Source organism: Streptomyces sp. NPDC097129, assembly GCF_055668065.1.
Genome location: NZ_JBVOQE010000002.1, coordinates 1 through 16,093, shown reverse-complemented (window position 1 = coordinate 16,093; position 16,093 = coordinate 1). Strand labels below are relative to the sequence as shown.

General features: G+C 68.9%; 3 protein-coding genes. 2 read left to right on the top strand and 1 reads right to left on the bottom strand.

The features are described from left to right. Positions 1-73: 73 nt before the first annotated feature. Complete coding sequence (locus AC0B9F_RS05890; protein WP_471999018.1) at positions 74-787, bottom strand: thioesterase II family protein; 714 nt, start codon at positions 785-787, stop codon at positions 74-76. A 484-nt stretch (positions 788-1,271) separates the two neighbouring features. Here AC0B9F_RS05890 and AC0B9F_RS05885 point away from each other — a divergent pair, with 484 nt between their 5' ends. Both AC0B9F_RS05885 and AC0B9F_RS05880 read left to right on the top strand, forming a co-directional pair. Continuing rightward, positions 1,272-1,487, top strand: a complete 216-nt coding sequence (locus AC0B9F_RS05885) for an MbtH family protein (RefSeq protein WP_099919400.1) — start codon at positions 1,272-1,274, stop codon at positions 1,485-1,487. A gap of 55 nt (positions 1,488-1,542) precedes the next feature. Then, on the top strand, positions 1,543-16,093 hold a 14,551-nt coding region (locus AC0B9F_RS05880; protein WP_471999017.1), incomplete at its 3' end, for an amino acid adenylation domain-containing protein.

Here is a 16,093-nt window from a genome sequence, read left to right as displayed (position 1 = left end):
CTCATCGTTGAGTTGAAATGAGTCGGCACCCATACCGCTGTTTACGGATCGGGTGCTTCGCGCGTTTCCGGTGTCAGCCGGCCAGTAGGCCGTAGAGATGCCGGGTGACGTCCTGGACGAGCAAGCGCTCGTGCTGGACGACGAAGAAGTGCCCACCCGGCAGCACCGCCTCGCGCACGCGACCGCGGATAACGTCGGACCAGCCGTTCACGTCGTCCGCGTCGGTGCCCGGATCGGCGGAGCCGCGGTAGAAGACGGCGGTGGTGTCCAGTGCCGCGGGCGGCTCCGGGTGACGGTACGTCCGGCAGATCCTGAAGTCGCCGCGGATCGCGGGAAGGGTCAGCTCACGCAGTTCCGGGTCGTCGAGTACGTGCGTGTCCGGACTCCCCAACTCGTCCAGTTTCCGCATCAGGGCCTGATCGTCGTCGCAGTCGACGTCCAGGGGCCGCACCCGGTGGGGTGCCGCGCGTGCGGCCAGGAAGAGCGGAATCCCACCGATTCCGTGTGCGCTCTGAAGACGGGCGGCCACCTCGAAGGCCACCGAGGCTCCCATGCTGTGGCCGAACATCGCCAACGGCCGGTCGGCCAGCGGCACGAGAGCCGCGGCGACCGCGTCGGCGAGCTCGTCCATGGAGCCGGCACACTCCTCTCCCAGCCGTTCCTGCCGGCCGGGGTACTGGACCGCCACCACGTCGATCTCTGCCGGGACCGACTCGGGCCACGAGCGGAAGAAGCTGGCGGCGGAGCCGGCCGGCGGGAAGCAGACGAGACGTGCCTTCAGGTCCACGGCCGCGGGGCGGTGACGACGCAACCACCGGGAGTGCCCGACACCGGTCCGTGCCGAAACCGTGTACGAAACGGCACCGCTCTCACATGTGGTCAGCGCTGCATTCGACGTGCCCACCCCGCTTGTCCCCCTGTTTCTCGCATGCACCCTACCCCGCTTGCCCGAAGGCGCCGGTACCTCCTTGAGGCTACGTGCACTTGTCCTTGACGCTTCGTCAATTAAGCGACACCTGTGCGCTTTCTGGGGCGAACATATGTCCCTTGACGCGGCGCGTACACATCCTTATGATCATCCGTCAAGTAGTCAAGACTGTCCGGAAACCCCTCACAGAGGGCGCCGGCAGGGCTTCTGCTGCGGGGGATCAGGGGGACGCGTCCACGTCCCTATCGATGTCTGACCGGGCATCTTTCCACGGTGTTGCTCGCCATTCCTGCTGCGCCCTGTCGTCGGACCCATCCACGGCTCAGCAGAACGAGGTTGCGGCATGACCAACCCCTTCGAGGACGCAGACGGAACGTACCTGGTCCTGATCAACGACCAGGAGCAGTACTCTCTGTGGCCCGGCACGATTGACGTGCCCGCCGGCTGGCGGATCGTCCTCGACGCAGCCCCGCGCCAGGAGTGCATCGAGTACATCGACACCCACTGGGTGGACATGCGGCCCAAGGACCTGCGCGAGGCCATGTCCGCCGGTTCCTAGCGCGAGGACCGAACCCAGCCGTCGAGGCTGCGGGACTGCACACAGTCGCGGCCCGGTGCCCAACGATCAGATCCGCCACCCAGGGCCGCCGACCACAGATCCCCTGGGGAATCACGTTCACTTCAGGGGAAGACTTCAGGTGTCTGGTACTCGCTCGTCCTGGCCCTTGTCCGCCGCTCAGTCGGGTGTCTGGTTCGCCCATCAACTGGGCGTCACGGAGCTTGAGTACAACGTGGCGCAGAGTGTCGAGATCGACGGGCCCGTCGATGTGGCGGTCTTCCGGCGGGCCATGGACCAGCTCCTCGCGGAGACGGAGACCTTCCGGGTCGCCTACAGCGAGGAGAATGGAGAGATACGCCAGACCCTGGAGCCGGAGCACGGCCCCGGCCCGGTGTTCCACGACCTCTCGGGGGAGCCCTCACCCGACAAGGCCGCCGAGTCACTCGTCCGTGCGGACCTGGGCCGCCGCCTCGACCTCCTGAACGGCGACTGCCAGTACACCTTCCTCCTGCTGAAACTCGCCGATGACCGCTTCCTGTGGTACCAGCGCAGCCACCACGTCGCCATGGACGGCTACGGCGGCGCCCTGTTCACCCGCCGCCTCGCCGACATATACAACGCACTGATCACCGGCGCCACCCCCGCCGCCACCCCCTTCGCGTCCCTCGGCGACCTCCTCGCCGAGGAGAACGCCTATCGCGCCTCCGACGCCTTCGTACGGGACCGTGAGCACTGGTCGGCCTGCCTCGCCGGCCACGAGCCCGCCGCTGCCGCGCACACCGCGCCCCGCGTCAGGACCGCCGTACCCGACGGGACCCCCTCGCCGGCCACCGTACGGATCACCTCCCACCTGCCGGCCGCCACGACGGAGGCACTGCGCGCCGTCGCGCGCGAGGCCAGGACCCACTGGTCCGCCGTCATCACCGCCGCCACGGCCGTCTACTTCCAGAGCCTGACCGGTTCCTCCGACGTCCAGCTCGGCTTCCCGGTCACGGCCCGTACGAGCGCGACGTCGCGCCGTACCCCCGGCATGGTCTCCAACATCGTCCCCCTGCGCGTGACCGTGCCCGCGCACCACACGTTCCGGCAGACCGTCGCCGAGACCGCACGCGAGATGAAGGCGGCACTGCGCCACCAGCGCTACCGCCACGAGGACGTGCTGCGCGACACCGGAGCGGCCCCGGGCGACGGCCGCTTCTTCGGCCCCATGGTCAACGTCATGTCCTTCGACGACGACCTGTCCTTCGGGGGGCATCGCGCCACGGTGAACAACCTCGCCAACGGCCCTGTCGACGACCTGTCGTTCGCGGTGTACGACCGGACCGGGGAGAGCGGCCTGCGGATCGACCTCGACGGGAACACCTCCCGGCACACGGCAGACGAGGTCGCCCAGCACCTGGAGCGGTTCGAGCGTGTCCTCACCGCCCTCGTCGCCGCCCCGCAGACCCAGGCCGGCCGCGTCGACGTCCTGTCCGACGACGACCGCCGACGCGTCCTGCACGAATGGAACGACACGGCGACCGCCCACCCCGCGGACGGTAGCGCCCTGCTGTCCGCCCGCTTCGAGCGGCAGGCAGCGCGCACACCCGACGCCACGGCCCTCGTCCACGGGGACACGCGGCTCACCTACGCGGAGCTGAACCGCCGCGCGAACCGGCTCGCCCGGCTACTCGTCGCGCACGGCGCGGGCCCCGAAAGCGCCGTCGGTCTCGCTCTGCCCCGATCCGTGGACCTCGTCGTCGCCATGTACGCGACCGTCAAGGCAGGCGCGGCCTACCTCCCACTGGACCCCGAGTACCCACTCGACCGGCTCCACGGCATCATCGCGGACGCCACGCCCGTCACCGTGCTGGCCTGCGACTCCACGGCCGGCCTCCTCCCCGAGGACACCCACCGCATCCTCCTCGACGACCCGGGGACACGGGCGGCACTCCTCAGCGCCCCCGACACCGACCTCACCGACGCCGACCGCACGGCACCGCTGCTCCCCTCCCATCCCGCGTACGTCATCCACACTTCCGGCTCCACCGGGCGCCCCAAGGGCGTCCTGATCACACACGAGGCGATCGACAACCGGCTGGCCTGGATGCAGGACGACCATCCGCAGGGACCCGGGGACCGCGTCCTGCAGAAGACCCCCGCAGGCTTCGACGTGTCGGTGTGGGAGTTCTTCTGGCCGCTGCGGGTCGGCGCGACACTCGTCCTGGCCGAGCCCGGTGGGCACAAAGATCCCGCGTACCTCGCCCACCTGATCCGCACCGAACGGATCACCACTCTCCACTTCGTGCCGTCGATGCTCGCCGTGTTCCTGGCGGAGCCCACCGCCGCGCGCTGCGCCGACACCGTACGCCGTGTGTTCTGCAGTGGCGAGGCCCTGCCCCTGCACCTGGCCCGAGCCTTCCGCACCACCTTCGGCGACACCCGTCTCGTCAACCTCTACGGACCCACCGAAGCCGCGGTCGACGTCACCGCCTGGGAGTACCAGGAAGGAACCGGAGCCGGGGGCGCGCCGATCGGCCGCCCGGTGGCCAACACCCGCGTGTACGTCCTGGACCGCCGCCTGCGGCCCGTCCCCGTGGGCGTGGCGGGAGAGCTCTACCTGTCCGGCGTCCAGCTCGCCCGCGGCTATCTGAACCGCTCCGGCCTGACAGCCGAGCGGTTCGTCGCGAACCCCCACGGCGCGCCCGGCGAACGCACGTACCGCACGGGCGACCTCGCCCGCTGGCGCGCCGACGGCACCGTCGAGTTCCTCGGACGCGTCGACTCCCAGGTGAAGATCCGTGGCTTCCGCGTCGAACTCGGCGACGTCGAGGCAGCCCTGACCGCACTGCGGGGCATCGCCCGAGCCGCCGTCGTGACCCATGACCGGCACGGCGACCAGCACCTCGTCGCCTACGCCGTTCCGGAGCCCGGTGACGCGGCCGACGGCGCCGAACTGCGTAGGGCACTGGGCGAACGTCTGCCGGAGTTCATGGTGCCGTCGGTGGTGGTGGTGTTGGAGGCGCTGTCGTTGACGGCGAACGGGAAGTTGGACCGGCGGGGGTTGCCGGTTCCGGAGTTCGGTGGTGGTGCGGTTTCGCGTGCGGTGCGTTCGGTGCGTGAGGACGTGTTGTGCGGGGTGTTCGCTCAGGTTCTAGGTGTGGAGCGGGTGGGGGTCGAGGAGAGTTTCTTCGATCTGGGTGGTCATTCGCTGTTGGCGACTCGTGTGGTGAGTCGGGTGCGTGCGGTGCTGGGTGTGGAGTTGCCGCTGCGGGCTGTGTTCGAGGCGCCGTCGGTGGCGTTGCTGGCGGAGTGGATCGGTCGTGCGGAGGGTGCGCGGGCCGGTGTGGTGGCGGTGGAGCGGCCGGCGGTGGTGCCGTTGTCGTTCGCGCAGCGTCGGATGTGGTTCCTGAACCGGCTGGAGGGCACCGACGCCTCCACCTACAACGTCGCCTTCGCCCTGCGCCTCGACGGCACGCTGGACCGCAGCGTGCTGGCAGCGGCCCTCGCCGACGTCACGGAGCGCCACGAGTCCCTCCGCACGATCTATCCCGAGGATCCGTCGGGACAGCCGTACCAGAACGTGCTGCCCGCCCACCAGGTCGGCACGCTCCTGACCACGGTCCTCAGCGACGAGGAGGTTCTACGGCGGGACGTCGTCGCGTTCGCCGCGCGCGGCTTCGATCTGACCACTGAGGTGCCCCTGCGTGCCTGCCTGTTCACCAGGCACGAGACGTCACACGTCCTGGTCCTCGTGCTGCACCACATCGCGGGTGACGGTTGGTCGATGGCTCCGCTGGCGCGTGATGTGGCGACCGCGTATGAGGCTCGGGTGGGCGGGCTCGCCCCGGGGTGGGAGCCGTTGCCGGTGCAGTACGCGGATTACGCGTTGTGGCAGCGGGGGTTGCTGGGGGAGGAGTCTGATCCGGAGAGTGTGCTGAGCTGCCAGGTCGCCTTCTGGACGGAGACCTTGGCCGGGGTTCCGGACCAGTTGGAGTTGCCGACGGATCGCCCGAGGCCGGCGGTGGCCACGTTCGGTGGGGACACGGTCCCGGTCGAGGTCGGGCCGGAGCTGCATGCGTCGCTCGCTGCGTTGGCGCGGGAGTCGGGTGCGAGCGTGTTCATGGTGCTCCAGGCGGCCTTCGCCACGCTTCTGTCGCGTCTGGGTGCGGGGACGGACATTCCGATCGGTTCGCCGGTCGCGGGCCGTACGGACGAGGCGTTGGACGATCTGGTCGGGTTCTTCGTGAACACGCTGGTGCTGCGCACGGACCTGTCCGGTGATCCCACGTTCCGTGAGCTGATCGGGCGGGTGCGGGAGACGGACCTGGCGGCTTACGCTAATCAGGACGTGCCCTTCGAGCACCTGGTGGAGGTGCTCAACCCGACGCGGTCCATGTCCCGCCACCCGCTCTTCCAGGTCATGCTCGTCCTCCAGAACAACGACCAGGCCGACCTCCGTCTCCGGGGACTCGGCCTCAAGGTCGAGCAACTCGGCACGCAGACGTCCAAGTTCGATCTCCTGCTCTCCGTGGGCGAGCGGTTCGGTGCGGATGGCCGGATGCTTGGGCTCGAAGGGCACCTGGAGTTCGCGACTGATTTGTTCGATCGTGGGTCGGTCGAGCGGTTGGTGGAGCGTTTTGTTCGTCTGCTGACGCAGGTCACGGTGGTGCCGGATGTGCGGGTGCATTCTGTGCAGGTGCTGTCGGCGGATGAGTACGGGCAGCTGGTGTGGGGTTTCAATGACACGGCGGTGGAGGTGCCGTGGGTGTCGTTGCCGGAGTTGTTCGCGCGGCGGGTCGCGGAGTTCCCGGATGTGTTGGCCGTGGTTTTCGAGGATGTGCGGTTGACGTATGCGGAGTTGGACGAGGTGTCGAACCGGCTGGCGCGTGTGTTGCGTGGGTTGGGTGCGGGGCCGGAGTCGACGGTGGCGTTGATGTTGCCGCGTTCGCAGTGGTTGCCGGTGGCGTTGCTGGCGGTGGTGAAGACGGGTGCGGCATATCTTCCGGTGGATCCGGAGTATCCGATGGACCGGATCGCGTACATGTTCGCGGATGCGGATCCGGTGTGTGTGGTCACGGCGAGTGGTGTTGCGGACGGTGTTCCGTCGGGTGTGCGGGCCGCGCGGGTCGTTGTCGATGAGCCTGGTTTCGCGGATGTGCTTGAGGGCGTCGGGGGTGGTTCGGTTGATGTCGTGGGTCTGCGGCCTGAGCATCCGGTGTATGTGATTTATACGTCGGGTTCGACGGGTCGTCCGAAGGGTGTGGTGTTTCCTGCTGGTGCGTTGGCGAATCTGCTGGTGTGGCATGCGGGTGTGATGCCGGCTGGTGTGGGGGTGCGGACGGGTCAGTTCGCGGCGTTGAGTTTTGATGCGGCGGCGCAGGAGATGTTCTCGGCGTTGTGGCAGGGCAAGACGTTGGTGGTGCCGCGGGATGAGGTGCGGCGTAATCCGGTGGAGTTGGTGCGCTGGTTTGAGGCGCATCGGGTGAGTGAGCTGTTTGCTCCGATGCCGATGGTTGAGGCGGTTGCGGAGGCGGCTGCTGAGCTGGGTGTGTCGTTGTCTGGGTTGCGGGATGTGGCGCAGGCGGGTGAGGCGCTGGCGGTGCATGAGCGGGTGCGGGAGTTCTTTGCTTCGGTGCCGGGTCGGCGGTTGCACAACTATTACGGGCCGACCGAGTCGCATGTGGTCACGGCGTTGACGTTGGACGGCGGGCCGGGGTCGTGGCCGGTGTTTCCGTCGATCGGTGTGCCGGTGGCGAACAGTCAGGTGTATGTGCTGGACGGTGGTCTGCTGCCGGTTCCGGTGGGTGTTGTGGGTGAGTTGTATCTGGCGGGTGTGCAGCTGGCGCGTGGATATGTGAATCGTCCCGGTCTGACGGCTGAGCGGTTCGTGGCCAGTCCGTTCGTGCCGGGTGAGCGGATGTATCGCACGGGTGATCTGGCGCGCTGGAACGCGGACGGGACGCTGGAGTTCCTGGGGCGTGCGGACTTCCAGGTGAAGATCCGTGGGTTCCGTGTCGAACTCGGCGAGGTCGAAGCGGCTCTCAACTCGCACCCGGATGTCGTTCAGTCGCAGGTGATCGCGCGCGAGGACCAGCCGGGCGACAAGCGGTTGGCTGGGTACGTGGTCAGTGCCCCCGGTACCTCCGTCGACCCTGCGGAGTTGCGGCGCTTCGTCGAGCGGAACCTGCCGGAGTTCATGGTGCCGGCGGCCGTGATGGTGCTGGAGTCGTTCCCGGTGACAGCGAACGGCAAGCTGGACCGTCGGGCCCTGCCCGCACCGGAGTACGTGTCGGCAGCGACCTCCAGGGCTGCGCGCAACCCACGCGAGGAAGTGGTGTGCGCGGTCTTCGCCGAAGTCCTCGGACTGGACAAGGTCGGCATCGACGACAGCTTCTTCGACCTCGGCGGCCACTCCCTGCTCGCGACCCGTGTCGTGAGCCGCATCCGTACCACCCTCGGAGTCGAACTCCCGTTGCGGGCGCTGTTCGAGGCGCCCACCGTCGCCCAGCTCACCCGCCACCTGAGCGAGGCGGACGCGGCGCACACGGCACTCGTCGTCATGGAGCGTCCGGCAGAGATCCCGCTGTCGTTCGCGCAGCGGCGCCTGTGGTTCCTCAACCGCCTCGAAGGGGCAGGGGCGTCGACGTACAACCTGCCCATCGCCCTGCGACTGACCGGCACCCTGAACCGTGACGCGCTCGAAGCCGCTCTGAATGATGTCGTCCAGCGGCACGAGTCGCTGCGCACGGTCTTCCCGGAAGGCCCGGACGGCACCCCCTACCAGGAAGTGGTGTCCGGGACGCGCGCACGTGTCACGTTGGAGGCGACGGCCACCTCGCCGGACGGCCTGGTGGACATGGTCGCCGAGGCCACCGGTCGGGGCTTCGACCTGACCGCCGAGCTTCCCCTCCGCGCGCACCTGTACGCACAGGACGAGCGAACCCATGTCCTGGTGGTGGTACTGCACCACATCGCGGGCGACGGCTGGTCCATGGCGCCGCTCGCCCGGGATGTGGCCGCAGCCTACGAGGCGCGAACGGAGGGCCGCCTCCCGGCTTGGGAGCCGCTGCCCGTCCAGTACGCCGACTACACGCTCTGGCAGCAGGCGACCCTCGGGAGCGAATCGGACCCGGACAGCGTGCTCAACTCCCAGCTGGGCTATTGGACATCGGCTCTCGCCAACCTTCCCGAGCAACTGGCCGTCCCCACGGACCGGCCCCGCCCGGCGGTCGCCTCCTACCGGGGCGACCTGGTTACGTTCGCGATCGACGGCGAACTCCGTTCCTCGCTAGCCCGGTTGGCGCGGGAGTCGGGTGCGAGCGTGTTCATGGTGCTCCAGGCGGCCTTCGCCACGCTTCTGTCGCGTCTGGGTGCGGGGACGGACATTCCGATCGGTTCGCCGGTCGCGGGCCGTACGGACGAGGCGTTGGACGATCTGGTCGGGTTCTTCGTGAACACGCTGGTGCTGCGCACGGACCTGTCCGGTGATCCCACGTTCCGTGAGCTGATCGGGCGGGTGCGGGAGACGGACCTGGCGGCTTACGCTAATCAGGACGTGCCCTTCGAGCACCTGGTGGAGGTGCTCAACCCGACGCGGTCCATGTCCCGCCACCCGCTCTTCCAGACCATGCTGGTCCTGCAGAACAACGACCGGGCGGACCTCACTCTGCCCGGCCTGACCGTCTCGACTAGTTCCGACCTGGGCGTGGTGGCGCCCGCGGCCCGCTTCGACCTCTGCATGTACCTCACGGAGAACCAGGAACAGGGCGCGGGACTCGCGGGTGAACTGGAGTTCGCCACGGACCTCTTCGACCGTGCGTCGGTGGAGGAACTGGTGGCGCGCTTCGTCCGCGTGCTGCATGCCGCCGTTCTCCGGCCCGACCAGGCACTCAGCGACTTCGACGTCCTCTCCGCGGCCGAGCGCACCCGGATCCTGGAGGAGTGGAACGACACGGGGGCCGACGTGCTCCAAGCCCCGCTGCCCGACCTCTTCGAGCGGCAGGTGCGGCGTACGCCGGACGCCGTCGCGGTCGTGTACGACGACGTCGAGGTGACGTACGCCGAACTGAACTCCCGGGCGAACCGGCTCGCCCGCCTCCTCATGGCCCGGGGCGCCGGTCCCGAGGGCCTGGTCGCGCTCGCGCTGCCGCGCTCTGTCGAGCAGGTCGTCGCCGTGTACGCCGCCGTCAAGGCGGGCGCCGCGTACCTGCCGGTCGACCCGGAGTACCCGGTCGACCGGATCGCCTACATGATCGAGGACGCCCGGCCGGTGTGCGTCCTGACCACGCGGGACACGCTGCCGTTCCTGCCAGCGGACGCGTCGACCGTCGTAGTGGACGCCCCGGGCTTCGAGGACTCCCTCGCGGGCAGGCCGGACGGCGACGTGCGCGACGAGGAGCGGCACGCCCCTCTGACGCTGTCGAACCCCGCGTACGTGATCTACACCTCCGGATCGACGGGGCGCCCCAAGGGCGTCATGATCCCGCACGATGCGATCGTGAACCGGCTGGCGTGGATGCAGGCCAAGCACCCGCAGGGAGCGGGCGACCGGATCCTGCAGAAGACCCCGACCGGCTTCGACGTGTCGGTGTGGGAGTTCTTCTGGGCCCTCCAGGTCGGCGCGACCCTCGTTGTCGCCAAGCCCGGCGGCCACCGGGACCCGGCCTACCTGGTCGAGGTCATCCGGGCACGAAGGGTCACGACCCTCCAGTTCGTGCCGTCGATGCTCGCCGTCTTCCTGGCGGAGCCCGCCTCGGCCACGTGCTCCTCGCTGCACACCGTCATCCTCGGCGGCGAAGCCCTGTCCCTGGAGCTGGCCGACAAGTTCCGCACGACACTGACCGAGGCCCGCCTCTACAACCTCTACGGCCCCACCGAGGCCTCCATCGACGTCACCCGCTGGCCGTACCGGTACGAGCCGGGCGCCTCCAGCGTGCCGATCGGCGCCCCCGTGTGGAACACCCGCGCGTACGTGCTCGACGCGAAGCTGCGGCCCGTCCCGTCCGGAGTCGCCGGGGAGCTGTACGTGTCCGGTATCCAGCTCGCACGGGGCTACGTGAACCGGCAGGCCCTGACCGCCGAGCGGTTCGTCGCCAATCCCTACGGCCCGCCCGGCGCCCGCATGTACCGCACCGGTGACCTGGTGCGCTGGCGCGCCGACGGGAACATCGAGTTCCTCGGGCGGACGGACTTCCAGGTCAAGATCCGCGGGTTCCGGGTGGAACTCGGCGAGGTCGAATCGGCCGTGGCTGCACACCCCTTGGTGGAGCAGGCCGTCGTCGCGGTGCACGCCCAGGGCGACGCCGACGCCCGGCTGGTGGCATACGCCGTTCCCGTCGCGGGCGCGGGCGGCGCGGGCGGCGTGGAGGGCGTGGACCCGGGCGCGGTGCGGAAGTTCGTCGGCGAAAGACTGCCGGAGTTCATGACCCCGGCGGTGGTGGTCGTGCTGGATGCGCTGCCGGTGACGGTGAACGGCAAGCTGGACCGCAAGGCCCTGCCCGTGCCCGACTTCTCGTCGGTCGTGTCGGGCGCTGCGCCCCGTGACGCTCGGGAGCAGGTGCTGTGCGACCTGTTCGCCGAGGTCCTCGGGCTGGAGCGGGTGGGCATCGAGGACAGCTTCTTCGACCTGGGAGGGCACTCACTGCTGGTCACCCGCCTGGTCAACCGCATCCGTACGGAAATGGGAGTGGAGCTGCCCCTGCGCGCCCTCTTCGAGGCTCCGAGCGTGGCCTTGCTGGCCGAGCGCGTCGGCGGGGCGGAGGCATCGCGGCCCGCTCTGGAGCCGGCACGGCGGCCTGCCGAGGTACCCCTGTCGTTCGCGCAGCAGCGCCTGTGGTTCCTCAACCGTCTGGAGGGCGAGGCCGGGGCGGCGTACAACATGCCGATCGCCCTCCGCCTCACCGGAGCGCTGAATCAGCAAGCGATGGCGGCTGCTCTCGGCGACGTCGTGGCGCGCCACGAGAGCCTGCGGACCGTGTTCCCGGAGGGCGCCGATGGCACGTCGTTCCAGCAGGTGGCCGACGCCGCCGGCGCTGTGCCGCTGCCGGTCGAGCACGTACGCGAGGAGGAGCTGGCGGCGGCCGTCGCGGCCCGGGCGGCGCGTGGTTTCGACCTCACGCGCGAACTGCCGCTGAGAGCCTACCTGTTCGCCGTGAACGAGAACGTTCACGTCCTCGTCGTGGTCCTGCACCACATCGCGGGTGACGGCTGGTCGATGGCACCGCTCGCGCGGGACGTCGCTGCCGCGTACGAAGCACGGGTCGCAGGTAGTGCTCCGGCGTGGGATTCGCTGCCGGTTCAGTACTCGGACTACTCGCTGTGGCAGCGGAAGCTGCTGGGCGAGGAATCCGACCCGCAGAGCCTGATGGCCAGACAGGTCGCCTTCTGGAAGCAGACCTTGGCGGGATCGCCGGAGCAGCTGGAACTCCCGATGGACCGCCCCAGGCCCGCCGTCGCCTCGTACCGGGGTGACAGTGTTCCGGTGGAGATCGACGAGGAGCTCCACGCAGGTCTCACGGAACTGGCACGGGAGACGGGCGCGAGCCTCTTCATGGTCGTCCGCTCTGCGTTGGCCGTGCTGCTGTCGAGGCTGGGTGCGGGCAGGGACATCCCGATCGGTTCGCCGATCGCAGGTCGTACGGACGAGGCACTGGACGATCTGGTCGGGTTCTTCGTGAACACGCTGGTGCTGCGCACGGACGTGTCGGGTGATCCGACGTTCCGCGAGCTGGTGGAGCGTGCGCGTGTGGCGGACCTGGCGGCGTACGCGCACCAGGATGTGCCGATCGAGCATCTGGTGGAGGTGCTGAACCCGGCGCGGTCGATGTCGAGGCACCCGCTGTTCCAGGTCATGCTCGCCTTCCAGAACACCACCCCGCCCGACCTGAGCCTCGCCGGCCTTGATATCGCGGTCGAGCAGGCACCCTCGGGCGCAGTGAAGTTCGACCTCTCCCTCAGCCTCGACGAGACCTTCGCCCCCACCCCCGCTACTGGGGCATCCACGGCCGGACGTCATCCCGGGGGGATCACCGGCACGTGGAGTTACGCCGCCGACCTCTTCGACCGCGAAACAGTCGAGGAGATGGCGAGCCGGTTCGTCCGTCTGCTTCGCGCACTGGTCGCCGACCCGGACCGGCCCGTGACACAGGCGGAGATCCTCGCCCCGCAGGAGCGTCGGCGCCTGCTGGGTGAGTGGAGCTCGGCGAGCGGGGAGGCAACCGCGCCCGCGCTGACCTTCCCCGCGATGTTCGAAGCGCAGGCGGCCCGTACGCCAGACGCGCCGGCCGTGGACGGCGGCGGCGAGGTCCTCACGTACACGGAACTCAATGCCCGGGCCAACCGGCTCGCGCGACGCCTGATCGAGCTTGGTGCGGGACCGGAGCGCGTGGTGGCGGTGGCCATGCCGAGATCGACCGACGGGATCGTCACCCTGATCGCGGTAATGAAGTCGGGCGCCGCATACCTTCCGCTGGACGTGGACTACCCGGCGCAGCGCATCGCTTACATGGTCGAGGACGCGGCCGCGGTCTGTGCCATCACGCTCGCCGACAGCGACGTCGCGCTGCCGCCGGGACTGCCTGTCGTCACGGTGGATACTGGCGCGCCTGACGCGGCCACGGATGTCGACCACGCCCATGACTTGCGGGTAGAGGAGCTGTCAACGCCGCTGCTCGCCTCACACCGGGCCTACGTCATGTACACCTCCGGCTCCACGGGCCGCCCCAAGGGTGTGATGATCGAACACCGCGCACTGGCTGCCTATCTGTGCTGGGCGGCGGTCAACCATCCGAGCGTGCAAGAGATCACCGCTCTGCACTCGCCGATCACCTTCGACATGGCGATCACGTCGATGTACACGCCGCTGGTCGTCGGCGGATGCGTACGCATCGTGGACATGTTCCATCAGGATGCCCCCGGTGGGAACGCGCCCGCAGCGGCGTCGGCGCACACAGGGCCCACGCTCATGAAGGTGACTCCCAGCCACCTCCTGCTCCTCAACGATCTCCCCGACGATCAGTCGCCGTCGGCCGAGCTCGTCGTCGGGGGCGAGGCGCTGGCCGGAACGGACCTGACCCCATGGCGTCGGCGCCACCCGAAGGCAACGGTCTTCAACGCCTACGGCCCCACCGAGACCACCGTCAACTGCACCGAGTACCGGATCGCTTCAGGCGCCGACCTCCCGGACGGCCCCGTACCGATCGGTCGGCCGCAGGGGACCTCGCGCGTCTACGTGCTGGACGCCTGGCTCCAGCCAGTGCCTGTCGGCGTGGCGGGCGAACTGTACGTGACAGGCGCGCAGTTGGCCCGCGGCTATGTGAACCGGCCCGGGCTGACCGCTGAGCGGTTCGTGGCTGATCCGTTCGCTGCCGCGGGCGAGCGAATGTACCGCACAGGCGATCTGGCGCGCTGGCGTGCGGACGGGAACCTGGAATACGCCGGGCGTGCGGATCACCAGGTCAAGCTGCGCGGCTTCCGTATTGAGCTCGGCGAGATTGAGGCGGCACTGGCGGCTCACCCGCAGGTCGCCCAGGTGGCCGTGATCGGGCGTGAGGACCGGCCCGGTGACAAGCGCCTGGTCGCCTACGTCGTGCCGGCGCCCGGACACGCCCTTGACGGAGCGGAACTGCGCGCGTCGCTGGGGAAGCGTCTGCCCGAATTCATGGTGCCGTCGGCGCTGGTCGTCCTGGACGCACTGCCGTTGACGGTGAACGGGAAGCTGGACCGCCGAGCCCTGCCCGCACCTGAGTACGACCCCACGACCGCATTCCGGGCGCCGCGCACGGCACGCGAAGAAGCGCTGTGCGTGGTGTTCGGCGAGGTCCTGGGGCTGGAGTCGGTCGGGATCGACGACAGCTTCTTCGATCTGGGCGGGCATTCCCTGCTCGCCACCCGGGTGGTGAGCCGGATTCGCACGGTTCTTGGTGTGGAGGTGCCGCTGCAGGCCCTGTTCGAGGCACCCACCGTCGCTCATCTCGCTGAGCGCATTAGCCGGGCGGACACCGCTCGTACGGCCCTGTCGGCGGTTGAGCGGCCGACGGAGATTCCGCTGTCGTTCGCCCAGCGGCGCATGTGGTTCCTCAACCGCCTGGAAGGCACGGACGCCTCCACGTACAACATGCCGGTCGTGCTCCGTCTGGATGGCCTGCTTGATCACGAGGCGTTGGCGGCGGCTCTGCAGGACGTGCTGGTACGGCATGAGTCGTTGCGGACGGTGTTCCCGGAGGGGGCGGACGGCACTCCCTACCAGGCCATCCGTGGTGCCGGTGCCGATCTCATCGAGGTGGAGGCAGAGCCGGCGACGGAGGACTCGCTGGCTGCTCTGGTCGCCGAGTTCACCGGGCGGGGCTTCGACCTGACCCGTGAACTGCCCCTGCGCGCAGCCCTTTTCGAGCTGGCTGAGGAGAGCAACGTTCTCGTGGTGGTGTTGCACCACATCGCGGGTGACGGCTGGTCCATGGCGCCGCTCGCGCGGGATGTCGCGGCCGCGTACGAGGCGAGGGTGGAAGGCCGGGCAGCGACGTGGGAACCGCTGCCGGTGCAGTATGCGGACTATGCACTGTGGCAGCGGGGTTTGCTGGGTGAGGAGTCCGACCCGGGCAGCGCGCTGAACCGGCAGCTGGCGTTCTGGACCGAGACGCTGTCCGGTGTGCCGGAGCAGTTGGAACTGCCGACGGATCGGCCGCGGCCTGCGGTGGCCTCCTACCAGGGTGACCGGGTTGCCTTCGAGGTGAACGAGGAGTTGCACGCGGGGCTCGCCGCTCTGGCCCGGGAGTCGGGCGCGAGTGTGTTCATGGTGCTCCAGGCTGCGTTCGCCACTCTCCTGTCGCGGTTGGGTGCGGGGACGGACATTCCGATCGGTTCGCCGATTGCGGGCCGTACGGATGAGGCGCTGGATGATCTGGTCGGGTTCTTTGTGAACACGTTGGTGCTGCGGACGGATGTGTCGGGTGATCCGACGTTTCGTGAGTTGGTGGAGCGTGTGCGGGAGACGGACCTGGCGGCTTACGCCAATCAGGACGTGCCGTTCGAGTACCTGGTGGAGGTGCTGAACCCGGCGCGGTCGATGTCGAGGCACCCGCTCTTCCAGGTCATGCTCGCCTTCCAGAACAACACCCAAGCTGAGCTCCAGCTCCCAGGCGTCACGCTCACGGCTGAAGTGGCCGAGGCGGACACAGCAAAGTTCGATCTGCTGCTGCGAGTCGCCGAGCGGGAGTCGGCTGTTGGGGTCATGGACTGTCATTTGGAGTTTGCGACTGATTTGTTTGACCGTTCTTCGGCGGTGTGTCTGGTGGAGCGGTTTGTTCGTCTGCTGGCTGGGGTCGTGGCGTCGCCGGATGTGCGGGTGGGGTCGGTTGAGGTCCTGTCGGTGGGTGAGCGTGGGGAGTTGGTTTCGGGGTTCAATGACACGGCGGTGGAGGTGCCGTGGGTGTCGTTGCCTGAGTTGTTTGCGCGGCGGGTTGCGGAGTGTCCGGGTGCGTTGGCTGTGGTGTTTGAGGATGTGCGGCTGACGTACGCGGAGTTGGATGCGGTGTCGGACCGGTTGGCGCGTGTGTTGCGTGGGGCGGGTGCGGGGCCGGAGTCGACGGTGGCGTTGATGTTGCCGCGTTCGCAGTGGCTGCCGGTGG